A 23,522-nucleotide genomic window follows, 5' to 3' on the forward strand; every position below is an offset into this window, starting at 1 on the left:
CGGCGATCAGGTCAGGACCGCCACCGCGAGGATCAGCCCGCCGCTCACGACCGCGCCGATCGCCGCGCCGGTCCAGCGCACCCACGGCGTGCCCCGGCCGATCAGCGGCAGGCCCGGCCATCGGAACACCGCCAGCACCACGCCGGCGACCGCGAACCCGACCGCCACCGGCCACAGCACCGCCGGGACGTCGAGCCACGCCCCCGCCCGGTGGGCCAGCACCAGCGACGCCGCCGCCGACAGCACGCCGCCGGCCAGCCCGAGCCGGTCCGGTGCGGGCCGCCAGGTGCTGCCGGTGCCGGTCGCCGTCGCGGCCAGGCCGAGCCCGCCGCCGGCCAGCAGTACGACGGTGACGGCGATCAGCAGCCAGTTGGCGTCCGGGCCGTCGGTCGGCCGGTCGACGCCGAGCAGCCGCAGCCCGACCGCCTCGACACCACGGTCGGTGTTGCCGAGCAGCACCACGCCCCGGCCGGTCGCCCGCTCGAACCCGACGTACGCGCTGAAGCCGCCGGTCGCGCCGTTGTGCCAGACGATCTCGCGGTCGTCGTACCGGGTGGTGAACCAGCCGAACCCGATCCGCTCGTCGTCCGGGCCGTACCTGGGTGTGGTCGCGTCGGCGCCCGGTGCGGTTCCGGCCATCGTCGCGGCCAGCAACCGGGCCAGGTCGTCTGCGGTCGTCCACATGCCGATGCCGGCGGCGGCCAGCCCGCCGGCGCGCCACGGTCGCATGGGGCGACCCGCACCGGTGCCGCCGGTCGCGGCACCCGCCGGCAGCGGATCGCCTTCGCCGACGAAACCGGTCGCGGTCATGCCGAGCGGGTCGAGCAGGCGCTGGCGCAGCAGTTCCGGGTAGGCGGTACCGGCCCGTTCGGCGAGCGCCAGGCCGAGCACCGCCATGCCGAAGTTGGAGTACGTCACCTCACCCCGGTGGTCGCGGACCCGGGTGCCGGTCAACGCGCCGAGTACGTGGGCGGCGTCCTGCCCGGCGTACGGGTCGGTGCCGCGGACCGCCGCGACGACGGTGCTCAGTGGCCCGCCGGGCGCGGGGGCCAGCCGGGGCAGCCCGGAGGTGTGACCGGCCAGCTCGGCCAGGGTGACGTCGCCGACGGCCGGGTCCTCGAAGGCGCGGCCGGGGAACAGTTGTCGCAGCGTGTCGTCGGGTGTCACGACGCCGTCGGCGACCAGGTCGGCGAGGAGCATGCCGGTCATGACCTTGGTGAGCGAGCCGGACTCGAACGGGGTGCCGGCGTCGACGTCGCCGCCGGCGGTGCCGCGTTCGCCGATCCCGGCGACCCGTACCTGGCCGCCGTCGACGGTGGCGACGGCGAGGCCGCGGTAGCCGGCGGGGTCGTCGACAGCGTCCCGGACCCGGGTGGCGGGTCCGGTGTCGCCGGTGCGGTCGCCGGTCAGCCCGGCGGGGGAGGGGGCGGCGAAGGTCGCCAGCCCGGCCGCGACCAGCCCGGCCAGGGCGGCGGCGACCAGTGGTCGGGTGATCTTCATCGGGTCGCCGCCGTCAGGATCGTGAGCAGCGGCACCACCCGCTCGGGCGGCACCGTGTAGTGGCCCCGCGACGACGGGCGCAGCCAGCCGGCGCCGACGAGCTGGCGCAGGTGGTGGTAGAGCTGACCGGTGGTGCCGAGCCCTTCCTGTTCGGCCAGTTCGGCGGTCGTACGGCAGCCGAGCAGCACCTGGCGCAGCAGGAGCAGGCGTACCGGGTGGCCGAGCGCGGCGAGGGTGCCGGCGTGTTCGGACCAGTCGGTGCCGAGCAGGTCGTCGACCGGCCGGCCCAGTTGCCACTCGTAGTGCTCGCCGGTCGGCAGGTCGACGGTGCCGGTGAAGAGTACGGCGCCGGCCTCGGCTTGCGGCGGCAGCCGGTCGCGCAGTCCCTCCAGCGCCCAGAAGGTGTCCGGGCCGGTGGGGCCGGTACGCGGCTCCGGCGTGGCCTGCCGGGTCAGCCGGGCCACCGCCTCCTCCAGGGCGGCCACCCGGGCGGCGAGATCGTCCTTCGACATACCTCCAGTATTACGTACCTACGTAATTTCGCATCTCGGCGGGGCGGGAGCGGAGCCGCCCGACCCCGACCAGCACGCCGCCGGCCAGCACCCAGGCGGCCGCCTCGACCAGCAGCACCCGCTCCACCAGGGCGACCACGGCACTGCGGCCCAGCACGAGCATGGCGATCCCGACCGTGGCCGACAGCGGCAGCGCCACGGCCGCCGCGACCGCCGACAGCCGGCGCAACGTCCGCGGGGTGGCCGGCGACCAGGCCAGCGCGACCATCGCGAAGACGCACGACGCGACCGCGGCGATGCTGGCCGCGCCGTGCACCAGGTCGGCGGTCGTCGCCGGCTCGAACGGCGGCAGCGGGCAGCCGTCACTGCACGTCACCGCGCCGGACAGCACGGTGCAGGCGGCGCTGGCGGCCAGCAGCGCGGCGGCGGTGCGGACCAGGTCGGGCAACACGACGCCACCGACCCGCACGGCCGGCCCGCCGCGCACCGCCGGGCCGCGCCGCACCGCCGGGCCGCGCCGCATCGCCGGACCGCCCCGGCTCGCTGGACCGCCCCGCACCGCCGGGCCGCCGGCGGGCGCCCACGGCAGGGCCAGTGCGAACAGCAGCAGGCCGGCCGCGAGCACGAAGATCCCCAGCCGGTACGTCGACGCGTACCCGCTGGATTCGACACCGGCCTCGCTGACGTACCCGGTCAGGCCCGGACCGGGCCCGGCGACCACCGCGACGGTGACCGCGACCGTGCCGGCGACGGCGCAGGCCGCCGCCCCGAACCCCGCCGCCGCCCGGAGCGGTTCAGCCACGCCCGTGCGGCGTGGTCCAACCGGACAGGTCGGGACCCAGCGGCACGATCCCGGTCGGGTTGATCGCCGGGTGCGTGCCGTAGTAGTGGCGCTTGATGTGGTCGAAGTCGACGGTGTCGCCGAACCCCGGCGTCTGGAAGAGATCGCGGGCGTACGCCCACAGCACCGGCATCTCGGTCAGCTTGCGCAGGTTGCACTTGAAGTGCCCGTGGTACGCCGCGTCGAAGCGCACCAGCGTCGTGAACAGCCGTACGTCCGCCTCGGTGATCGTGTCACCCATCAGGTAGCGCTGCCCGGTGAGCCGCTGCGACAGCAGGTCGAGCCGGGCGAACAGGTTGGTGAACGCCTCGTCGTACGCCTGCTGCGTCACCGCGAACCCGCACCGGTAGACGCCGTTGTTGACGTCGCGGAAGATCTCCGCCATCAGCGCGTCCAGTTCCGGCCGCAGCGCCTCGGGATAGAGGTCCGGGGCGCCCGGTCGCCGGTATGCCCGCCACTGCGTGCCGAAGTCCAGCGTGATCTGTGGATAGTCGTTGGTCACCACCCGTCCGGTGACCGTGTCGACCAGCGCCGGCACGGTCACCCGGCCGGCGTAGTCGGGATCGGTCGCCCGGTAGACCTCGGCCAGGAATTCCACGCCCAGCACCGGGTCGCGTCCGCCCTCGTCGAGGGTGAACCGCCAGCCGGCCTCGTCGCGGATCGGGTCGACGGTGCCGACCGAGATCACCTCGTCGAGTCCGAGCAGGCCCAGCACGATCCGGGCGCGGTGCGCCCACGGGCAGGCCCGGCACCAGACCAGCCGGTAGCGGCCGGGTTCGACCGGCCACCGCCCCCGCGAGTCCGGCCCGCCACCGGACGGTGACTGGGAGTCGGCCGTGATCCGGTCGGTGAATCGGTTGGGCTGGCGGACGAACTCGCCGCCGCTGCCGGTCTCCCGGGTGAACTGCGCCTGCGCCATACCGCCAACCTATCCGTGCCCGGCGCCCGCGCGCCGCCGATGATCGAATGACGGGTATGGGGCAGCGCAGGACGGTGGTCGTCACCGGCGGCAGTTCGGGGATCGGGCTCGCGGCGGCCGTCGCGCTCGCCCGTGCCGGCGACGACGTGGTGCTGCTCGGGCGGCAACCGGCGAGGCTGGCCCACGCCGCGGACCGGGTCGCCGCCGTCGCCGGCCGCCCGCCCCGCACCTACCGGGCCGACTTCGCCCGGCTCGCCGAGGTACGCGAGGTCGCCGACCGGTTGCGGGCCGACCTTCCCCGGATCGACGTACTGGTCAACAACGCCGGCCAGCTGGCAGCCCGGACCCGTGCCACCGTCGACGGCCACGACGTCACGATGCAGGTCAACCACCTCGGCGGCTTCCTGCTCACCCATCTGCTGCTCGACCGGCTGCGGGCGGCGGCCGGGCCGGCCCGCGTCGTCACCACCGGATCGCTGGCCGAGGCGTGGGGCTGGCTCGACGTCGACCGGCCGGCCGCGCCCGCCCCGCGGTACCGCGCCCGGTGGCTGGCGTACGGCGCCAGCAAGCAGGCGAACCTGCTCTTCACCGTCGAGGCGGCCCGCCGCTTCGCCCCCCTCGGGGTGGTGCCCACCTGCTTCTTCCCCGGCCTGGTGCGGACCCGGTTCGGGCGGGGCAGCCCGCTGTTCACCCTGGCCCGCCCGGTCCCGCTGCTGTTCCGTACGGCGGAGCAGGGCGCCGACACACTGGTCTGGCTGGCCACCGCCGACGACGCGCTGGTACCCGGCGGTTACTTCGCGTTCCGGGCTCCGTTCGCCGCCTCGCCCCGCTCGACCGACCCGGACCGGGCCCGCCGGCTCTGGACGGCGAGCCTGCGCGCGGTCGGGCTGCCGGTGACGGCCGGGACGGCGTGACCACGGTCACCGCACCTCGGCGCGGGGCGGTTATGCTCGGGCCGGCCAGGGACCCCCTCAGATTCCCCGGACTACCCGAAGGCGACAGATGGACCAGTCGAGTGGACCGCCGACCGAGATCGACATGAACCGGCCCAGCGCGGCCCGGGTCTACGACTACTTTCTCGGCGGAGCGCACAACTTCGAGATCGACCGCCAGCTCGCCGCGCAGATCGCCGGCATGACGCCGAATCTCGCCGACACGATGCGGGCCGGTCGGGCCCTGCTGCGCCGGGCCGTACGGGTCCTGGTCGCCGAGGGGATCGACCAGTTCCTCGACATCGGCTCCGGCATCCCGACCGTCGGCAACGTCCACGAGGTCGCCCAGGCCGCCAACCCCGAGGCCCGGGTCGTGTACGTCGACATCGACCCGGTCGCCGTCGCGCACAGCCGTTCCATCCTCGACGGCAACGACCGGTGTGCCGTGCTGCACGCCGACCTGCGTGAGCCGGAGCGGATCCTGGCCGAGGCGACCGCCACCGGGCTGATCGACCTGGGGCGCCCGGTCGCGATCCTGCTCGCCGGCGTCGTCCACTTCGTCCCGGACGCCGACGACCCGGGCGCGGTCCTGGCCACGCTGCGCGGGGCGACGGTGCCCGGCAGCTACCTGCTGATCTCGCATTCGACGTTCGAGGACCAGCCGCAGGAGATGCTCGACGCGCAGCGGCTCTCCGCCCGCACCTCCACCGAGATCACCCTGCGGTCCAAGGCCGAGGTCACCGCGTTCTTCGGCGACTTCACCATTCTTCCGCCCGGCGTCGTCCACATGCCGCTGTGGCGGCCCGACGTACCGTCCGACGTGGACGCTCATCCGGAGCGGTTCGGCGCGTTCGGCGCGCTCGGCCGCAACGACCGCGCCGACGGGTAGCCGTGACAGGGCCCGCGGACGATCCGGCCGGCGCGACACCGGTTCGGTCCGATGTGGACGGCTTCAGTCGCGCCGGGGCGGAGCTGTTCGCCCGGGACTGGGCCGCCGCCGTCGGGCGGCTCGGCTTCGTACCGGTCAGCTCGGTCGAGATCGAGCAGATGCTCCTGGCGCACACGGTCCGGCTCGCCCGGGCGACGCTCGCACCGCAGTTCACCGACCGGCCGGGGCACGACGTCGGGACGGCCCTGGTGGAGGCGCACCTGACCGAGCCGGCGGTGCTCGGCTGGACCGTACGCGCGCTCGGCGAACGGTTCGTCACCCACCTACTGCCCGACCTGGCCGACGCCCCGGCGGTCCGGCAACGGGCCATCGCCCTGCAGGGCGCGCTCGCCGCCGGCTTCTCCGCCGCGCTGCGGGACCGGACCTTCGTCCAGCAGGAGCGGCTCAGCCGCTCGGTGTGGGCCGCCCGCAACGAGGCGGAGCAGGCCCTGCGCGACAGCGAGGCACGCTTCCGGGCGATCTTCACCGGGGCCGCGATCGGTATCGGCATCGCCGACACCGACGGGCGCATCGTCGAGGTCAACCAGGCGCTCGCCGACATGTTCGGCTACACCCCGGCGCAAATGCGGCAGGTCAACGTCGCGCAGCTCTTCCACGCCGACGACCCCGACGGGATGTGGCAGCACTACACCGACCTGATCCAGGGCCGCCACGACGCGGCCCGGATGGAGAAGCTCTACCACCGCAGCGACGGCACCGCCTTCTGGACCAACCTGGCCGTGTCCCTGGTCCGCCACGACGACGGCCGGCCGCGCTTCACGGTCGCGATGATGGAGGACATCACCGACCGCTACGAACTCCAGGAGCGGATGCGGTTCCAGGCCCAGCACGACCCGCTGACCGGGCTGCCCAACCGCACCCTGTTCTTCGACCGGCTGACGGCGGTGCTCGGCCGGGCCGCGCCCGGCGACCGGGTCGGGGTCTGCTTCATCGACCTCGACGGCTTCAAGGCGATCAACGACAGTCTCGGGCACGACCTCGGCGACCGGCTGCTCAGCGTGGTCGCCAACCGGCTGGCCGACTGCGTGGCCGACGGCGGGCACCTGGTGGCCCGGATGGGCGGCGACGAGTTCGTCATCCTGGTCGAGGGCAGCACCGGCCGACAGGACGTGGTCGGGGTCGCCGAGGCGGCGCTGGCCGCCGTCGCCGAGCCGGTCCGCATCGGCGAACACCAGCTCGCCGTCTCGGCCAGCATCGGTATCGTCGAGCGTCCGGTCGCCGACACCGACCCGGCCGACCTGATGAAGGCCGCCGACACCACGCTCTACTGGGCCAAGGCCGACGGTCGCGGCCGCTGGGCGGTCTTCGACCCGGTACGCAGCGCCCGCGACCGGGCCAAGTCGGCGCTCGCCACCGCGCTGCCGGCCGCGCTGGAGCGGGACGAGCTGGTCCTCGAATACCAGCCGATCGTCGCGACCGGCGACCGGCGGCTGATCGCCGTCGAGGCGCTGGTGCGTTGGCAGCACCCGCAGCTCGGCCGGCTGGGGCCGGACCGGTTCATCGCACTGGCCGAGGAGACCGGGCTGATCGTCGACCTCGGTGAACGGGTGCTGGCGACCGCCTGCGCCGACGCGAGCCGCTGGCTGGCCGAGTTTCCCGACGCCCGGCTGCGGGTCAGCGTCAACCTGGCGGCGCGGCAGGCCAGCGAACCGGCGCTGGTCGGCAAGGTCGCGGCGGTGCTGAAGCGCACCGGCCTGCCCGCGGAGCTGTTGCAGCTGGAGCTGACCGAGAGCGCGGTGATGGCCACGACGGGGGAGCCGTTGCGGTCGTTGCGCCGGCTCGCCGCACTGGGCGTACGGCTGGCGATCGACGACTTCGGCACCGGCTACTCCAACCTGGCCTATCTGCGCCGGCTGCCGATCCACTCGCTCAAGCTGGCCGGTGCGTTCGTGGAGGGCATCCGGGGCGACGATCCGGTGAGCCGGGTCGACGAGCGGATCGTTGACGCGTTGGTGCGGTTGGCGCACGCGCTCAACCTTTCGGTGACGGCGGAGGCGGTGGAGACCCGGCACCAGGCCGACCGGCTGTCGGCGCTGGGCTGCGACACCGGTCAGGGCCGCTTCTACGGGCCGCCGCAGGAGGCGGGCGGCATCACCGCCCTGCTGCGTGGCGCGGCCGGCGTCGCCTCCCGCCACTGAGCCGTAACTCAGGCCAATGTCGGCGAATGCCGCACATGGGGCAAGTCCGATATGTAAAAGTTTCTCTCATCTCAGGGTGTCCGGTCGGATGCCCGTACGGAGGGAGGCGTCATGGCGGTGACAGCGGATCTTGCCAAGTTGCTCGACAAGTCGTACGAGGACAAGGAACTCGCCGAACTGGTCAACGCGCCGGTGGCCGCACTGGCCGGCGTGACCGACAACGACGCGAAGCTGCTCAGGGAAGCGCTCAACATCAAGACGATCGGCGATCTCGGCCGCAACAAGTACTTCCGCGCGGCCACCGCCCTGGTCACCCTCGCCGACGGCGCCCGGTAGCCAGGGTCCGGTGCCGGCCCGTCGTGGCCGGCACCGGCAGCCGGTGACCATGTTCTCTGGGGCAGATGGTCTCCGCCCAAGAACGTCGTGAATCGTGATCTTCTGGCTGGACAGCAGGGCTTGTTAGGGTCGTCGGTATGGACAACACCCCGCCCGTCTCCGCCCTCGGTGCCCCGGCGGGCGCGTCGCTCGCCCACGACCTCGGGTTCAACCTCGGGGTGCTGTTCCGCGCGTACGTGAAGGCGTCGAACGAGGTGGTCAGCGACATTCCGGGCGGGCCGCGCGGATACCAGGTGCTCGCGGCGGCGGTCCACGGCGACGCCGGCAGCCAGTCCGCCCTCGCCAAGCGGCTCGGCATCGACCGCACGGTGATGACCTACCTGGTCGACGATCTCGAAATCGCCGAGCTGGTGGCCCGCCGGCCCGACCCGGCCGACCGGCGCAACCGGCAGATCGTCGCCACCGACAAGGGGCACGTCGCCTGGAAACTGGCCGAGCGTCACCTGCGGGCGATCGACACGCACCTGCTCGGCGAGGTCTCCGAGGACGAAGCGCGGGTGTTCCGCGACGTGCTGCGGCGCCTCGCGGTGCGCGCCAACGAGGTCGACCGGCTCGACAACGCCTGTGAGCTGGTCCAGGACCTCGGTTCCGACCCGGCGCCGGCCCCGAAGCGACGTGCTCGGCGCGGCCCGGCCGAGCGTCGGGCCGACGCGGCCTCCTGACGCTTCCTGTGACGAGCGTGACGGCACGCGCTGGTCGCAAAATGAGTGGTTCGACATACGATTGGCATCCCAGACAGTCGTCATCACCACTCGATCGGAGGGCGTCATGGACTACGGGCACCCACTGCGGTTCGGCACCTTCATCACCCCGACCGTCACCCCGCCGGACGCCGCCGTCGCGCGTGCCCAGCTCAGCGAGGAACTCGGTTACGACCTGGTCACCTTCCAGGACCACCCCTACCAGCCGGGCTTCCTCGACACCTGGACCCTGATGACCTGGGTCGCCGCGAAGACCCGGTCGGTGCACATCTCGGCGAACGTGCTCAACCTGCCGCTGCGCCCACCGGCCGTCACCGCCCGCGCCGCCGCCAGCCTCGACCTGCTCTCCGGCGGCCGGTTCGACCTCGGCCTCGGCGCCGGCGGATTCTGGGACGCGATCGAGGCGATGGGCGGCCGCCGGCTGACCCCCGGGCAGTCGGTCGACGCCCTCGACGAGGCGATCGACATCATCCGCGGGATCTGGGCCGCCGACGAACCCGGCATCCTGAAGCACGACGGCGACCACTACCGGGTACACGGCGCCAAACGCGGCCCGCTGCCCGCCCACGACATCCCGATCTGGCTGGGCGCGTACAAGCCCCGCATGCTGCGCCTGGTCGGTCGCAAGGCGGACGGCTGGCTGCCGTCGCTGCCGTACCTGAAACCGGGTGACCTGGCCGCCGGCCAGGCGGTGATCGACGAGGCGGCGCGGGAGGCCGGCCGCGACCCGCGCGAGATCCGCCGGCTGCTCAACATCAGCGGCACCTTCGCCGCGTCCCGGCGCGGCTTCCTCGACGGCCCGGCCGACCAGTGGGTCGAGGAACTGCTGCCGCTGGCGCTACGCGACGGCATCGGCACGTTCATCCTGATGGCCGACGACCCCGACGTCGCACGCAGGTTCGCCGAAGAGGTCGCGCCCGCGCTGCGCGAGGCCGTCGCCCGGGAACGCGGCCCGCGGGCCGAGCCCGAGCAGCGCGGCGCCGCCGCGCTGGCCCGCCGCCGCACGGGCATCGACTACGACGCCGTACCCCCGTCGCTCGCGGCGGTGACCGTCGAGCCGGGCGACTTCGGGTACGCCCGCGTCCGCTCGTCGGCGATGCGGGCCGGTTCGCCGGGGCTCGTCATCCAGCCCCGGAACCCTGCCGAGGTGGTCGACGCGCTCGCCTTCGCCCGCGAGCAACCGGTGCCGCTGTCGGTCCGCAGCGGCGGGCACGGCATCGGCGGACGCTCCACCAACGACGGCGGCATCGTGATCGACCTGACCCACCTCGACACGATCGAGGTCGTCGACCGGGAAACCCGCCGGGTACGTATCGGACCCGGGGCCCGCTGGGGCGACGTCGCCACCGCGCTCACCCCGTACGGCTGGGCGCTCACCTCCGGCGACTACGGCGGGGTCGGGGTCGGCGGGCTGGCCACCTCGGGCGGGATCGGCTGGCTCGTCCGCCGGTACGGGCTCACCATCGACCACCTGCTCGCCGTCGACCTCGTCCTCGCCGACGGCACGACGGTGCGGGCCAGTGCCGACGAGAACCCCGACCTGTTCTGGGGCGTCCGCGGTGCCGGCGCCAACCTCGGCATCGTGACGTCGTTCGAGTTCGTCGTCGACGAGGTCGGCGACGTCGGCTTCGGACAGTTCGCCCTGGACGCGAGCGACACCGCCGGCCTGCTGGAACGCTTCGGCGCGGTGCTGGAGGCGGCACCGCGCGACACCACCGCCAACCTGATCATGGGCGGCGCGCGGCGCGGTCGACCGCCGGTCGCGCAGATCCTCACCGTCGTCGACGCCGCCGACCCGGACACCGTGGTCGAGCGGCTCCAGCCGATCGCCGGGATCGCACCGGTGCTCGACCAGGCCGCGCAGATCGTGCCGTACGCCGCGCTCATGCACCACGTCGAGGGCTCGCACCAGGGGCAGGGGGAACCGGTAGCCCGGTCCGGTCTGCTCGAGCACCTCACCCCGGAGTTCGCCACCGCGGCGGCCCACCTGGTCGCCAGCGGGGCGGTGTACTTCTTCCAGATCCGCGCGATGGGCGGCGCCGTCGCCGACGTCGACCCCGACGCGACCGCCTTCGCGCACCGGTCGGCCAACTTCCAGGTGGTCGCGTTCGGGGCCGACCGCCGGCGCATCGACCGGCTGTGGGACGACCTTGCCGGGCACTTCTCCGGGCTCTACACCAACTTCGAGACCGACCTGCGCCCGGAACGGATCACCGACGCCTTCCCGCCCGCGACGCTGCGGCGACTGCGCGAACTGAAACGGCGCCACGACCCCGGCAACCTGTTCCGCGACAACTTCAACGTGGCCTGACCCCGCCGGCCGGACGGCTGGCCGGCGGGCTCGGTCGGTCCGGTGCGGGCCGGGCCGGCGGGTGCGGGGCGGTGCAGGCGTACAAGAGGTTCGGTCCCGCCGATTGATACATATCGCCCCGACGCTTTTCCATTCACGTTTTCCCGCATTCGGTAAATAGCTACTCCCCGGCAAAAGCGGGCACGTCCCCCAATCGCTTTTATTCAGTTATTCCATTGCCGTCCATCGCTGAACTACAGTATTCCCGCCGGCTCTAGAGAGTGCTCCCCGCTGCTCGACACCCCAGTTCTCGACGGGAAGGAAATCCCATGAACGCATCAGTTCCGCGCGGCCGCAAAGCGGTGGCGCGGCTGTTGTTCGGCGCGGCATTGGCGGCGCTGATGGCCGTTTCCACCGGTGGTGCCGCCACGGCCGGCACCACCGTCGACGCCGGCCCGGGCTCCGGCTCGACGGTGTCGTCGCGCACCGACGCCTACCTGAAGGACACCTCCTCGGACGTCGGCTTCGAGCCGCACGGCGCGATCCTCTCGTCCTTCTTCAACAGCCCGGACGTCAAGGTCTGCCCGAATACGTCGCCGGGCTGCGTCCACTCGAACCCGGTCGTCGGGTCGACGAGCTACATCCACGCCAACCTCCGGGCCAACGGGCCGTACGGGACGGGTGTGAGCTTCGGGACGCTGAAGGCCTACTACACCACGTCCGGTGGCGGCGCGAACTGGCCGGGCGACTGGACCCCGATCGGCTCCCGCACCATCGCGGTCGCCCCCGGAGGGGTCACCTCGACGTTCATCACGTGGCCCAACGTGCCCTCCCTCGGCCACTTCTGCATCCTGCTCCGCTGGGAGTCGGAGACCGACCCGATGCTCTTCGAAGGGCCGGCCACGTCCATCAACACCCAGTACAACAACAACATCGTCTGGAAGAACGCGAACACCGTCTCGGTCGGTGGTGGCGGGATCATCAGCGACCGGCCGTTCGCGCTGGCGAACGCGCTCAACGTCGCGGCCCCCTTCGACCTCGCGGTCCGGCCGCTGGCCGAACCCGTCCCGGGGCTGCGGCTCGTCGCCGACCTCGGTCCGGAGCTGTTCGCGCGCTGGCAGCGGGGCGGTCAGCAGGGTGAGGGCATCCGGGTGGTCGGCCGCAGCCAGATCGAGTTCGCCGATCCGCAGCGGGCCACGATCAAGGGCATCCTGATCAACCCGGGTGAGCGTCCCGTGCTGAAACTGAGCTTCTCGGCGGCCCAGCCGTTGCAGAAGTCGTACGGGCTCCAGATCACCCAGGTCGGGCCGCTGCGTGAGCCCGGCGAGAGCTTCGTCGTCGGTGGCGTGGACTACACCATCGAGCCGGGCAGGCCGCAGGCCTAGCCAGCACGTGAAGGTGGGCCGGGAGTCGTGGATCGCATCCGCGGCACCCGGCCCACCGGCATGCGAGCCGGGGGCGAAAGTGTGGCGGCGCGGGGCGGGCGCTGGCACGGCGAACGCCGTACGGGTGAGAGAGGTGAGCACGCCCCGCGCCGCCGCGGTGCCGGGTCGGCCGAAGACCCGGCGGGGAAGTCGTCAGGCGACTCCCGGGGAGGGACCGGGCCCTGCCGGGCCCGGTGCGCTAACGACGCCTGAGGACCCTTCGCAGGACCACGCTGTGTGCGCGCCGGTGCCGGCGCGCTCCGTGGTGCCTTGTCATGCCAACGAGCATGCGCCGGCCCGCCCCGACCGGCAACGCAATTACGCCGCGGCGGGGTGCTGAACAGGGCGACAAGTCGGCCGTAAGAGACCCGCAAGTGTGGCCGGGCGCAATTGGCGGCACCACACGAAGGAGAAGATGGTGGACTTTCGTCGCCGTCGCGGCCACCGGCACCGGTGGTACGCGATGACACTCTGTGCGGCTCTGGTGCTGGGGCTCGCCGCCCCGGCCCGGGCCGCGGACCCGGTCGCCTACGACGAGCCGGGCACCCACGACGCGCTGTTCGCGGCCGCGGTCGGCGTACGCGGTACCGGCACCGCCGCACTGGTCGACACGGTGGTCGCCGCCGAGCTGCTGGACTGGCGGGCCAGGAACCCGACCGCCGCCCGGCCGGAGATCCAGCAGCACCTCACCGTCACCACCACGGCGGTGACGCAGGCCGTCCGCGCCGACGACGAGTCGCCGGCGAAGCTGCTGCTGCTGGCGGCGTCGATGGCGAAACTGGCCGAGACCGACGGGGCGTACCTGGGTGGGCCGACCGTCGGCGCGCTGCTGCGCACCACCACCGGCGAGGAGTTGGGCGGCATCGTGCCGCCGATCGAGCAGATCCGCACCGGCACCCAGGAACACGTCTGGGAGATCCTGTTCCGGGGTGCGCAGACGCAGGTGTGGCGCACCTTCCACCGGCAGGGTGCCACCGACGCCGACCTCGCCGCCGTCTGGAACGGCGCGTACGGCGACCGGCTCGGCGTCGCGCTGGGCGCCAGCCCCACCGAACTGGCGGCCCTGCCGGAGCTGGCCGGGCACCTCGACCTGGCGGCGATCACCGCCAAGCGTGGTGACAAGGAAGCGTACGAGGCGGTCGTCCGGGCCCAGCTCGACGCGGCCCTCGCGGCCCTGAAGGCGCGGGCCGAGGCGACGGTCACGAGCGTGGTCGCCGCGTCGGACAGGTTCCCGGTCGACGGCCCGAACAAGCCGACCAGCACCGACGAGGCGGCCGCGAAGGCCGCCGCCGAGGCGAACAAGAAGGCCCTGGAGGGCCTGGGGCAGGCGGTCTCCGTGCTGTCCTTCCTGGCCGGCCTGGTCGACAAGCCGTTCGGCAAGCAGATCGAGATCATCGGCAAGGCCGTCGTCGGCGCGGTCAGCGCGATCAGCACGTACGTGACGACGATCTCCGCCGCGACGATGACCGCGGCCAGCCTGGCGCTGGCCTCGATCACCCTGGTCGGCGGGCTGGTCGGCGCCGCGATGCTGCTGCTGCCGCTGTTCACCGGCGGCGGCACCGACTCGGCGGTCAGCCAGCAGATCGCGCAGCTGCGGGACCAGGTGACCCGGCTCGCCGCCGGGCTCGACAAGCGGTTCGACCGGATCGAGAAGATGCTCGGCGCCATGTACGACGCGCTGTCCGCCCAGCTCACCGCCCTGTCCCGGAGCGCCGCCGAGGTACGGGCCCAGCTGACCGTCATCGCCGGCCAGCTGCTCGTCCTCGACCAGCGGGTCGACGCACTCGCCCTGGCCAGCCAGGCCGCGTTCGAGGAGGTGGCGCAGAAGCCGCTGAAGACCACCATCGACCGGTACGTGCACCGGCAGGCGCGTGGCGTGCCGGCGATCGGCTCGTACGACGTCTACTTCGACGAGGCCGACTCGCCGACCCGTACGTTCGCCGTCGACGACGCCCGGCGGGCGCCGTACGTGGTGCCGGTCGGCGCGTCGTTCGCCGACCCGGTCGCGACCGTCGACCTGCACCTGCCCAGTGGTTCGATCGACTACCTGGCCCGGTGGGCCGGCCAGCGCGGGATCGCGCTGACCCCGGCGCCCGGCGACCAGCCGGCGGCGGAGGTGGCCAACCCGGCCGCGTGGCTGCTCGGCGCCCGGGCGAACCTGGTCATCGCCCTGCAGAACCCGGTCTACGCCGGGCAGCTCCCGGCGACCGAGACCGGCACCACGATCTCGGCCGGCGAGGCGATCAACCGGCGGGTCCGGCAGTTCAGCGCCCCGGCCGCCGGTGGCGACACCAACGCGCTGTTCAAGACCCTGCTCGCCGACTACAACTCGGCCATGACCGGCTGGTCGGTGGCGCTGGCCGAGGTGGGCCGGGCGGTCCGCTGGGTCGAGACCGACCGCGAGTACGACATGTGGGGCAGCCCCGACCAGGCCGTCCCGGCCGGCGGTCGGGTGGCGGACGTGGCGACGATGCCGTACTGCGAGAACAACGGCCGGGCCGTGTCGACGCCGACCAACGTGAACCGCTCGGTCCTGCCGAACGTCTACCACCTCGGCAACTACGGCATGCCGCCCGGACACCGGCCCGAGCTGCGCAGCTGCCTCGAGGCCAGCTACGAGAACCTCCGGACCACCACCGGACCCCGGTCCGAGATCACGTCCGGGACGCTGAAGCTCGTCGCCCGGCAGCAGGCTAAGTGGGTCGGCGGGCAGTGGCGGGACGTCCGCGCCGTCACCTGGCGGACCGGGCTGAGCGACATCTGCACGTGGACCGTCCGGGACCCGATCCCGACCGGCTACTGCAACGAACCGGACCACTACGTGACCAAGAACTGGGCGTCGACGTACCGGTCGAAGATGGAGACGGTGGGGACCGTCGTCGACGACCCGGCCGTCCTGGAGGAGGCCCGGGTCAAGGTCCGGGCGATGCTCACCGGCAAGCAGAAGTACTTCTACCGGGTCGCCGCCCTCGGCACCGGCACCGAACGGCCGCCGGCCGGCAGCTGGTCGCCGTCGCAGCAGCTCTGGGACGCCGGACACAAGGTCAGCGACGCGGTACGGATGCTGCAGATCTTCACCGACCTCGGCTGGGCCTCGGCCCTGGAGCGGGACGACGTCATGAACGCCCAGCTCTTCGGTGACCGGCCGCTGCCGGCGGACTTCGGCCTGCCGCGCAGCCAGAACAGCCACGACCCGGGTTCGCAGTACCTGCGCAACGCGTTCCACCGGGCGGTGGCCAACTACGCCCCATGCCAGCAGTATCTGGACTGGGATCCGTGCCAGGGCGATCTGACCGGGCACGACCCCCGGTACAACCAGGAGCGGTTCGGTCCGGCCTGCGCGCTCTCGACCGCGGCCGACCGGCCGATCGACCCGCTCGGCTCCTGTGTCTTCCAGGCCGCGCGGACCGGGGCGGACACCCTGGCGGCGCAGTACCGGTACTGGTCGGGCCGGGTCGGCGCCGGCACGCACCGGGAGGGGTTGCCGGCGGTGACGACCGTCGTCGACCTGCTGCGGGCGACGAACGAACACGTGCACGCCGCCACGAACTGACCGTGGCCGCCCGATCGGGGACCCGGTGTCCCGGGTCCCCGATCCGCGTCGTGTGCCTGGTCGCGGCCGGTCAGGGGAGGGCGGGCCGGCCGGGGCCGTGACAGGATCGGGTCAGGGGGCGGCCGTGGCGGGGCCACGACCGCCGCGACCGGGGAGTGGATGCCGTGAAGTTGCACGAGGAGATCAGCGGCCGGCTGCGGGACTTCATCGAGGCGCAGGTGATGTTCTTCGTGGCCACCGCGCCCAGCGGTGCCGACGGCCACGTCAACGTGTCACCGAAGGGCATGACCGGCACCTTCGTGGTGCTCGACACGCATCGGGTCGCCTACCTCGACTACCACGGCAGCGGCGCCGAGACGATCGCCCACCTGCGCGACAACGGCCGCATCACGATCATGTTCTGTGCCTTCCAGGGCCCGCCGAACATCGTCCGGCTCTACGGCCGGGGCACCTTCGTCGCGGTCGACGATCCGGCCTGCGCCGACCTGCTCGCGCTCTTCCCGGACCCACCCGACCTGCACGGGCTGCGGGCGGTGATCACCGTCGACGTACACCGGATCAGCGACTCCTGCGGCTACGCGGTGCCGCTGATGGCGTACGAGGGCGACCGCGACCTGCTGGTCCGGGCGCACTCCCGGCGCACCGGGGCCGACCTGGTCGAATACCGGGCCACCCGCAACGCGGCGAGCATCGACGGGCTGCCCACCTTCTCCTGACCCCCGCGCGGTCGGGGCGGTTCCCGCGCCCGCGTGCCGTGTTACTTTCCCGGGCGGCCAGGGTACAAGCCGCAGCCGACGGGCCTGAGGGTCCGTCGGTTCGTGCTGTCGTCGGTTGGAGGTGCCATGGGACCGGAGCCGCTTCCCGCCGATCTGGCTGCCGCGCTCGACGCGGGCGGTGAGATGGGCGCCCGGATCCGTGACCTGGACTGGGCGGCCACGCCGATCGGGTGTGACCTCGCCGACTGGCCGGCCCCGCTGCGCCACGCGACCATACGCATGCTGGCCTCCCGTGCCCAGATCATCATCTTCTGGGGGCCGGAGCACGTCGCGCTCTACAACGACGCCTACGTGCCGACGATGGGCGACAAGCACCCGGACTGGCTCGGCTGCCCGGGGTGGGAGATGTGGAGCGAGGCGTGGGAGGTGCTCGGCCAACTCTTCGCCGAGGTGGCCGCCACCGGCCGGTCGTTCTGGGCCACCGACCACCCGTTCATGCTGCACCGGCACGGGTTCCTCGAAGAGACGTACTTCGACATCTCCTACGACCCGATCCGCGACGACGACGGTTCGGTGGTCGGGATCTTCTGCATCGTCAGCGACACCACCGGCCGGGTCCTCGGCGAGCGCCGGGTCGGCGCGCTGAGCGCGCTCGGCGTCCGGCTGGCGGACGCCTCCGGGCAGGCCGACCTGGGGGACCGCGTCGCGGCCGTGCTGGGTGAGCACCCGAACGACGTGCCGTTCGCCCTGCTCTACCTCGACGACGCCGGGACGGCTTCGCCCACCGGTCCCGCACCGCAGCCCGCCGCCGACGCCCCGGAGCCGGCCGCCAACGAGCCGGCGGTGGCGCTGGTGTCGGCGGCCGGCGTGCCCGCCCCGACGGTCCGCGCCACCACGGTCGGCCCACACACGCCGGGGGCCGGAGCGGCCCTGCTGCGCCAGGTGGTGGCGCGGGGGCGGCCGGCCGAGGCCCCGGTGTCGGCGTTCCTGTCGTCGGTGCCCGACCACACCGCCGACGAGGTGCTCGTGCTGCCGGTCACCGGCGGCGGGCGTACCGTCGGCGCGCTGGTGCTCGGCGCCAGCCGCCGGCTCGCCGTCGACCAGCGTTACCGCGACTTCTTCCGGCTGCTGGCCGCCCAGGTGTCGGCGGCCGTGACCAACCAGCGGGCGTACGAGCAGGAGCGGGCCCGGACCGCGCAGCTCGCCGCCCTCGACCAGGCGAAGACCAACTTCTTCTCCAACGTCAGCCACGAGTTCCGCACCCCGCTGACCCTGATCCTGGGGCCGCTGGAGGAGGCGCTGGCCGCCCCCGACCTGTCCGTCGCCGACCGCGAGGCACTGGAGCTGATGCACCGCAACGCCCTGCGGCTGCTCAAGCTCGTCAACACCGTCCTCGACTTCTCCCGCATCGGCTCGGGCCGGATCGACGCCAGCTACCGGCCGACCGACCTGTCGGACTACACCGCCCGGCTGGCCGGCAACTTCCGGTCCGCGGCCGAGCGGGCCGGGCTGCGGCTCGACGTCGACTGCCCGCCGCTGCCCGGTCCGGTGCACGTCGACCGGGAGATGTGGGAGAAGATCGTCCTCAACCTGCTGTCCAACGCGCTCAAGTTCACCTTCGCCGGCCGGATCACCGTACGGACCCTCGCGTCCGGCGGGTCGGCGGTGCTCGAGGTCTCGGACACCGGCGTCGGTATCCCCGAGGCCGACCTGCCGCTGGTCTTCGAGCGGTTCCAGCGGGTCGTCGGCCGCCGGGCCCGCAGTCACGAGGGCACCGGCATCGGCCTGGCCCTGGTCCGCGAACTCACCGAACTGCACGGCGGCCGGGTCGCGGTGCGCAGCCGGCCCGACGTCGGCAGCACGTTCACGGTCACGCTGCCGTTCGGTGCCGGGCACCTGCCCGCCGACCAGGTGGGCACCGGCGACACCCCGGTGGACGAGAGCGACACCGCCCGGCTCTACCTCGCCGAAGCGGTGCGGTGGGCGGGCGGGGAAGTCGTCCCGGCCCCCGCGGTGGCCCCGGCCGGGGGTTCCCGCCCGGTGGGCGGCGACGACCGTACGGCCGGGCGTGGCGGCCGGATCCTCGTCGCCGACGACAACGCCGACCTGCGTGACCACCTGACCCGGCTGCTGTCGCCGGGCTTCGAGGTGGTGGCGGTCGCCGACGGCGTGGCCGCCGCCCAGGCCGCCGCCGACAGCGCGTTCGACCTGGTCATCACCGACGTGATGATGCCACGAATGGACGGGTTCGAGCTGTTGGCGGCGCTGCGCGCGGATCCGCGCACCCGGCACCTGCCGATCGTGATGCTCTCCGCCCGTGCCGGTGAGGTGGCGGCTGTCGAGGGCCTGTCCGCGGGCGCCGACGACTACCTGGTCAAGCCGTTCTCCGGGCAGGAGCTGATCGCCCGGGTCCGGTCCAACGTGGAGCTGGGACAGCTCCGGGGCCAGATCATCCGGCAGTTGCGGGCCCTCACCGACGCGGCGGTGGCGGTCAACACCGCCCAGTCGACGGCCGAGGTGACGAAGGCCGCGGCCGAGCACGCGCAACTGGCCGTCCGCGCCGCCCGGGTCGTGGTCAGCGTCCCCGGCGCCCGCTTCGAGGCGGACGGCGGCGGCGAACTGCCCACCGACCCGCCACTGGTGGTGCCGCTGTCCGGCACGACCGGTGAACCGTTCGGCGAACTGCGGGCCTGGCCGTACCGCGGTCCGGTCACCGACGCCGAGGAGGAGGTGCTCGCCCAACTCGCCCGGCTGGTCGGCGTACGGCTCGACAACGCCCGCCTCTTCGAGGCCGAGCACCGGATCGCGATGACCCTCCAGCACAGCCTGCTGCCGCAGTCGCTGCCGCAACTACCCGGTGCGATCGTCGCCAGCCGCTACCTGGCCGGCAACAGCGAGGTCGAGGTCGGCGGCGACTGGTACGACGCGATCCCGGTCGACGACGGCCGGCTCGTGCTGGTCATCGGCGACGTCGTCGGCAAGGGGGTGAGGGCGGCCGCCGCCATGGGGCAGCTCCGTAACGCGCTGCGTGCGTACATGTTGGAGGGGTTCGACCCGGGCGCGGCGCTGACCCGGCTGAACCGGCTGGTCGGCACGGTCGGCCGGCGCTCCTTCGCCACCGTGGTGTGCGTACGCTTCGACCCCGTCACCGGCCGGCTCTGGTATGCCAGCGCCGGGCATCCGCCGCCGGCGCTGATCGAGCCGGACGGCACGGCCCGATTCCTCTACACCAGGGCGCTCGGTCCGCCGGTCGGCGCGCTGCCCGACGCCGAGTACGCCACCATCGACGGGCAGCTCGATCCGGGCGCCCGGATCCTGCTCTACACCGACGGCCTGGTCGAGGACCGGCGGCAGGGCATCGACGACAGTCTCGCGCAGCTCCTCACCGACGCGGCCCGCCCGACCGACCACGTCGACGACCTGGTGAGCGCGATGGTCGGGCGGGTGGCCGGCCGGCCCCGACGCGACGACGTCGCGGTGCTGGCCCTGGAGGCCGCCGAGCCCGACCGGCTGCTGCTGCGCCTGGCGGTCGATCCGGCCCAGCTCAGCGTGCTGCGCCGGCGGCTGGAGAGCTTCCTGACCGGGCACGGGGTGCCGGAGAACGACGTGTTCGACCTGATCGTGGCGGTCTCCGAGGCGGCCGCCAACGCGATGGAGCACCCGGTCGGGCCGGCCGAGGAAACGATCAGCATCGAGGTGACCATCGGCCGTGACGAGGTCGCCGCCGTCGTCCGGGACAGCGGCCGGTGGCGGGAATCCGACGGCGCCGGGTTCCGGGGCCGGGGGCTGGCGCTCATCGGCGCGCTCGCCGAGCTGACGGTGCACCGGTCCGACAGCGGCACGACGGTGACCGTACGCCGCCGGCTGGGCGGGTGAGCGCCGCCGGCAGGTCGGCGGGTGCCCGTCAGTCGGCGAGCCAGGGCTGGTCGCCGAGGCCGGAGATGTCGAGCACCCGGCGCACCTGCGGGGACGGCAGCACCGTCAGCGCGTCGGCATACCGGGCGCCGAGCCGGACCAGGGCATGGATGGCGGCCGAGTCGAAGAACGTGACCGCCCGCAGGTCGAGGGTCAGCCGGGCGGCGCCGGACGGTGTCGCCGCCGCGTACATCGTGTCGGCGGTGGCCATGTCGACCTCGCCGGTGACATTCACCGTCACGTGGTCACCATCTGCCTGGGCGGCGGCGGAGAAGTTGGAATCCGCACCCTGTTGATCCACGGCAAGTACCTTGGCACAGTGGTTGCCGTACGGCAACAAGCGCCCCCCGGCTCCGTGGTCCCCGGCACCCGGCGGGCGATCCGTCGGCCCCCGCCGACGGCGGCGATAGGCTTACCGCATGACCGTCCGTGCGCCGTTGACCCCTGGCACGCGCTCCCCGTGGCGACAGGTGCCCGCCCACATCCCCCGTCCGGAATACGTCGGCAAGAAGCGGCCGAAGCCGTGGACCGGGTCGCACGTCCAGACGCCCGAGACGATCGAGAAGATGCGGGTCGCCGGGCGGATCGCGGCGCAGGCCACCCAGCTCGCCGGTGAGCACTGCAAGCCCGGGGTCACCACCGACGAGATCGACCGGGTGGTGCACGAGTTCCTGATCGACCACGACGCCTATCCGTCGACGCTGGGCTACAAGGGCTTCCCCAAGTCGTGCTGCACCAGCCTCAACGAGGTGATCTGCCACGGCATCCCGGACTCGACGGTGCTCGAGGACGGCGACATCATCAACGTCGACGTGACCGCGTACATCGACGGCGTACACGGCGACACCGACGCGACCTTCTGCGTCGGCGAGGTCTCCGAGGAGGCCCGCCTGCTGGTCGAACGCACCCACGAGGCGATGATGCGCGGCATCCGCGCGGTCGCGCCGGGCCGCCAGATCAACGTCGTCGGCCGGGTCATCGAGTCGTACGCGAAGCGGTTCGGCTACGGCGTGGTGCGCGACTTCACCGGCCACGGCATCGGTGAGGCGTTCCACAGCGGGCTCTACATCCCGCACTACGACAGCCCCCGGCCGACCGACGTGATGGAACCCGGCATGACCTTCACGATCGAGCCCATGATCACACTCGGCACGTACGAGTACGACCTCTGGTCCGACGGCTGGACGGTCGTGACGAAGGACCGGCGGTGGACCGCCCAGTTCGAGCACACCGTCGTGGTGACCGAGGACGGCGTCGAGATCCTCACCCTGCCCTGACCGGGCCGGACCGCCCGCTCAGGCGTCGAAGAGGTCGGCGACCGTGCCGTCGACCGGCCGGCCCCGGGCGGCCAGTTCACCGGCCTGGGCACGCAGCACCTCGCCGAGTTCGGTCAGGTCGGCGCCGGCGAGCCCGGCCCGCCGTACCGCGTCGGCGCCGTCCCGGAAGTAGGTGCGGGTGAGCAGCCCCACCACGTTGGCCGCGGCCAGCCGGGCCGCACCGAGGCCGACCAGGGCGCCGTCGGTGTCGTACCAGGCGGCGAGCCGGCCCGCCAGCGCGTGCGCCGACGCCGCCTCGCACCACGCCTCCCGGGCCAGCGTGCTGAACTCGGGGGCCCGGGCCTGCGCGAGCCGGCCGAGGTGCGCGTCGCGGAGCTGGTCCAGCCAGCCGGTCGGGTCGTAGAGCGGTTTGGTCGTCACGTACCGGTCGGCGGCCAGCGGCCAGGACGTGTCGAGGGTGCGGGCGCGTCGCAGGCAACGGTCGGCGTCGACGACGTCGAGTGCGACGAGCACCCCGTCGATCCGTCGCCGGGTCGGGCGCGGCCCGCCGGACTCCCGGTAGGTCACCACCACCAGTTCGATCCCGGTGGTCTCGTCGTCGTCGCCGTGGGCCAGCCGGCCGTACGCCCCGATGGCCAGGACGTCGGCGGGGAAACGCCGCCGGGCCGTCTCGGCGACCCGTTCGGCGACGGCCCACCGCGGATTCGCGAGGTACGGATTGTCCTGCGGCACGGCCGTAATTGTGCGCCATGAGCGGGCTCGCGGCGAGTTCGGCGGTGTCGGCCGGCCTGCGTGGCCGGTGCTGGTGGGGGAATCCGTCAGGTTGGCCCGGCCCAGAATCGCGTGTTCATCTCGCCCTCCCCGTCGGCGGCCCCGGAGGTGGGGTGCGCCGATACCAGGATGGGCGCGGCCGGCGGCCCGGAGCGGTCCGCGCGGCGCGTCTGGCACCAAGGGGGGAGAGGCCGGCCGGCGAGCCGGACGCGGCCCGGTCAGCCGGCCGGCGTGAGCCGGAACACGTGTACCGGCCGGCCGCCGGCCCGGTCCACATAGGTGTCGTACGCCGGCCACTCCCGGACCAGCAGGCCCCACAACCGGTCCCGCTCGGCACCGGTGGCGAGGTGGGCGCGGACCGGGACCCGCCGACCGGCGACGGTGACCGTGGCGGTCGGATCGGCGAGCAGGTTCAGCGCCCAGGCCGGCGGGCGGGCCTGCCCCCAGTTGGAGCCGGCGACCACGAAGGCGTCGCCGTCGCGGACGTACAGCAGGGGGTTGCCGCGCGGCTGCCCGGACCGCCGTCCGGTCGTGGTGATCAGCAGCGACGGCACCAGGCCGAGCGCCACCACCCGACCGCTGGTCAGCCGGCTGACCAGCCGGTCGGCGGGCACCAGGACGCGGGCGGCGGCGGCGAACCACCGGCGGTGTCCGAGGCGACGGGTCACGTTTCGCAGGGCCGGCACCG

The 23,522-nt window shown here is 73.3% G+C and carries 18 protein-coding genes; 11 read left to right on the forward strand and 7 right to left on the reverse strand.

From position 1 onward, the window contains the following. Window positions 1–6: 6 nt before the first annotated feature. The 4 genes from AB0I42_RS09640 to AB0I42_RS09655 are packed head-to-tail and all read right to left on the reverse strand — an operon-like array spanning window position 7 to window position 3,772. Entirely contained in the window at window positions 7–1,500 is a 1,494-nt protein-coding gene (locus tag AB0I42_RS09640; protein WP_357535794.1) for a serine hydrolase domain-containing protein, read from the reverse strand. Continuing rightward, window positions 1,497–2,012 (reverse strand): ArsR family transcriptional regulator, encoded by a 516-nt coding sequence (locus tag AB0I42_RS09645; protein WP_357535796.1) that lies wholly within the window; start codon window positions 2,010–2,012, stop codon window positions 1,497–1,499. Before AB0I42_RS09645 ends, AB0I42_RS09640 begins: the two co-directional genes overlap by 4 nt. 10 nt (window positions 2,013–2,022) lie before the next feature. Next, entirely contained in the window at window positions 2,023–2,814 is a 792-nt protein-coding gene (locus tag AB0I42_RS09650; RefSeq protein ID WP_357535797.1) for a DUF998 domain-containing protein, read from the reverse strand. Continuing rightward, a complete protein-coding gene (locus tag AB0I42_RS09655; RefSeq protein ID WP_357535799.1) occupies window positions 2,807–3,772 on the reverse strand; it encodes a glutathione S-transferase C-terminal domain-containing protein in 966 nt (321 codons plus the stop codon). Before AB0I42_RS09655 ends, AB0I42_RS09650 begins: the two co-directional genes overlap by 8 nt. A gap of 47 nt (window positions 3,773–3,819) precedes the next feature. Here AB0I42_RS09655 and AB0I42_RS09660 point away from each other — a divergent pair, with 47 nt between their 5' ends. From AB0I42_RS09660 to AB0I42_RS09705, 10 genes are all read left to right on the forward strand, one after another. Then, complete coding sequence (locus tag AB0I42_RS09660) at window positions 3,820–4,686, forward strand: SDR family NAD(P)-dependent oxidoreductase (protein ID WP_357535801.1); 867 nt, start codon at window positions 3,820–3,822, stop codon at window positions 4,684–4,686. 88 nt (window positions 4,687–4,774) lie between these two features. Beyond that, window positions 4,775–5,593, forward strand: coding sequence for an SAM-dependent methyltransferase (locus AB0I42_RS09665; RefSeq protein WP_357535803.1), 819 nt, complete (start codon window positions 4,775–4,777; stop codon window positions 5,591–5,593). Between the two features lie 53 nt (window positions 5,594–5,646). Continuing rightward, window positions 5,647–7,791 carry an EAL domain-containing protein gene (locus tag AB0I42_RS09670; protein ID WP_357536052.1) on the forward strand — a complete coding sequence of 715 codons (2,145 nt, stop codon included), beginning with the start codon at window positions 5,647–5,649 and terminating at the stop codon, window positions 7,789–7,791. A gap of 111 nt (window positions 7,792–7,902) precedes the next feature. Further along, entirely contained in the window at window positions 7,903–8,127 is a 225-nt protein-coding gene (locus AB0I42_RS09675; protein WP_212816404.1) for a hypothetical protein, read from the forward strand. A gap of 137 nt (window positions 8,128–8,264) precedes the next feature. Continuing rightward, window positions 8,265–8,849, forward strand: a complete 585-nt coding sequence (locus AB0I42_RS09680) for a MarR family winged helix-turn-helix transcriptional regulator (RefSeq protein ID WP_357535805.1) — start codon at window positions 8,265–8,267, stop codon at window positions 8,847–8,849. Between the two features lie 106 nt (window positions 8,850–8,955). Next, window positions 8,956–11,199 carry an LLM class flavin-dependent oxidoreductase gene (locus tag AB0I42_RS09685; RefSeq protein ID WP_357535807.1) on the forward strand — a complete coding sequence of 748 codons (2,244 nt, stop codon included), beginning with the start codon at window positions 8,956–8,958 and terminating at the stop codon, window positions 11,197–11,199. 308 nt (window positions 11,200–11,507) lie between these two features. Beyond that, the gene (locus AB0I42_RS09690) at window positions 11,508–12,563 is read left to right on the forward strand and encodes a hypothetical protein (RefSeq protein ID WP_357535809.1); all 1,056 of its coding nucleotides are present in this window, start codon (window positions 11,508–11,510) and stop codon (window positions 12,561–12,563) included. Window positions 12,564–13,065: 502 nt separating this feature from the next. After that, a complete protein-coding gene (locus AB0I42_RS09695; RefSeq protein WP_357535811.1) occupies window positions 13,066–16,155 on the forward strand; it encodes a hypothetical protein in 3,090 nt (1,029 codons plus the stop codon). Window positions 16,156–16,319: 164 nt separating this feature from the next. Beyond that, window positions 16,320–16,871: a pyridoxamine 5'-phosphate oxidase family protein gene (locus tag AB0I42_RS09700; RefSeq protein WP_357535812.1), complete on the forward strand. Its 552-nt coding sequence runs from the start codon at window positions 16,320–16,322 to the stop codon at window positions 16,869–16,871. Window positions 16,872–16,997: 126 nt separating this feature from the next. Beyond that, window positions 16,998–20,747 carry a SpoIIE family protein phosphatase gene (locus AB0I42_RS09705; protein ID WP_357535813.1) on the forward strand — a complete coding sequence of 1,250 codons (3,750 nt, stop codon included), beginning with the start codon at window positions 16,998–17,000 and terminating at the stop codon, window positions 20,745–20,747. A gap of 28 nt (window positions 20,748–20,775) precedes the next feature. On the opposite strand, the gene AB0I42_RS09710 is transcribed toward AB0I42_RS09705, so the two are convergent. Beyond that, the gene (locus AB0I42_RS09710) at window positions 20,776–21,087 is read right to left on the reverse strand and encodes an STAS domain-containing protein (protein WP_357535815.1); all 312 of its coding nucleotides are present in this window, start codon (window positions 21,085–21,087) and stop codon (window positions 20,776–20,778) included. Between the two features lie 118 nt (window positions 21,088–21,205). Between AB0I42_RS09710 and map the strand changes: the two genes are divergently transcribed. Then, the gene (gene map, locus AB0I42_RS09715) at window positions 21,206–22,063 is read left to right on the forward strand and encodes a type I methionyl aminopeptidase (protein WP_357535816.1); all 858 of its coding nucleotides are present in this window, start codon (window positions 21,206–21,208) and stop codon (window positions 22,061–22,063) included. 18 nt (window positions 22,064–22,081) lie between these two features. Here map and AB0I42_RS09720 read toward each other — a convergent pair whose 3' ends face one another. Next, window positions 22,082–22,795, reverse strand: coding sequence for a nucleotidyltransferase domain-containing protein (locus AB0I42_RS09720; RefSeq protein ID WP_357535818.1), 714 nt, complete (start codon window positions 22,793–22,795; stop codon window positions 22,082–22,084). A gap of 257 nt (window positions 22,796–23,052) precedes the next feature. Beyond that, window positions 23,053–23,520, reverse strand: coding sequence for a nitroreductase/quinone reductase family protein (locus tag AB0I42_RS09725; RefSeq protein WP_357535819.1), 468 nt, complete (start codon window positions 23,518–23,520; stop codon window positions 23,053–23,055). Window positions 23,521–23,522 lie beyond the last annotated feature (2 nt).

Source organism: Polymorphospora sp. NPDC050346, assembly GCF_040655695.1.
In the GTDB taxonomy this organism is placed as follows: Bacteria; Actinomycetota; Actinomycetes; order Mycobacteriales; family Micromonosporaceae; genus Polymorphospora; species Polymorphospora lycopeni.

Bases quoted from the DNA above. Each gene is read 5' to 3' on its own strand.
- AB0I42_RS09640 (WP_357535794.1), bottom strand. From the start codon at position 1,500: ATGAAGATCACCCGACCACTGGTCGCCGCCGCCCTGGCCGGGCTGGTC.
- AB0I42_RS09645 (WP_357535796.1), bottom strand. From the start codon at position 2,012: ATGTCGAAGGACGATCTCGCCGCCCGGGTGGCCGCCCTGGAGGAGGCG.
- AB0I42_RS09655 (WP_357535799.1), bottom strand. From the start codon at position 3,772: ATGGCGCAGGCGCAGTTCACCCGGGAGACCGGCAGCGGCGGCGAGTTC.
- AB0I42_RS09660 (WP_357535801.1), top strand. From the start codon at position 3,820: ATGACGGGTATGGGGCAGCGCAGGACGGTGGTCGTCACCGGCGGCAGT.
- AB0I42_RS09665 (WP_357535803.1), top strand. From the start codon at position 4,775: ATGGACCAGTCGAGTGGACCGCCGACCGAGATCGACATGAACCGGCCC.
- AB0I42_RS09675 (WP_212816404.1), top strand. From the start codon at position 7,903: ATGGCGGTGACAGCGGATCTTGCCAAGTTGCTCGACAAGTCGTACGAG.
- AB0I42_RS09680 (WP_357535805.1), top strand. From the start codon at position 8,265: ATGGACAACACCCCGCCCGTCTCCGCCCTCGGTGCCCCGGCGGGCGCG.
- AB0I42_RS09685 (WP_357535807.1), top strand. From the start codon at position 8,956: ATGGACTACGGGCACCCACTGCGGTTCGGCACCTTCATCACCCCGACC.
- AB0I42_RS09690 (WP_357535809.1), top strand. From the start codon at position 11,508: ATGAACGCATCAGTTCCGCGCGGCCGCAAAGCGGTGGCGCGGCTGTTG.
- AB0I42_RS09695 (WP_357535811.1), top strand. From the start codon at position 13,066: ATGACACTCTGTGCGGCTCTGGTGCTGGGGCTCGCCGCCCCGGCCCGG.
- AB0I42_RS09705 (WP_357535813.1), top strand. From the start codon at position 16,998: ATGGGACCGGAGCCGCTTCCCGCCGATCTGGCTGCCGCGCTCGACGCG.
- map (WP_357535816.1), top strand. From the start codon at position 21,206: ATGACCGTCCGTGCGCCGTTGACCCCTGGCACGCGCTCCCCGTGGCGA.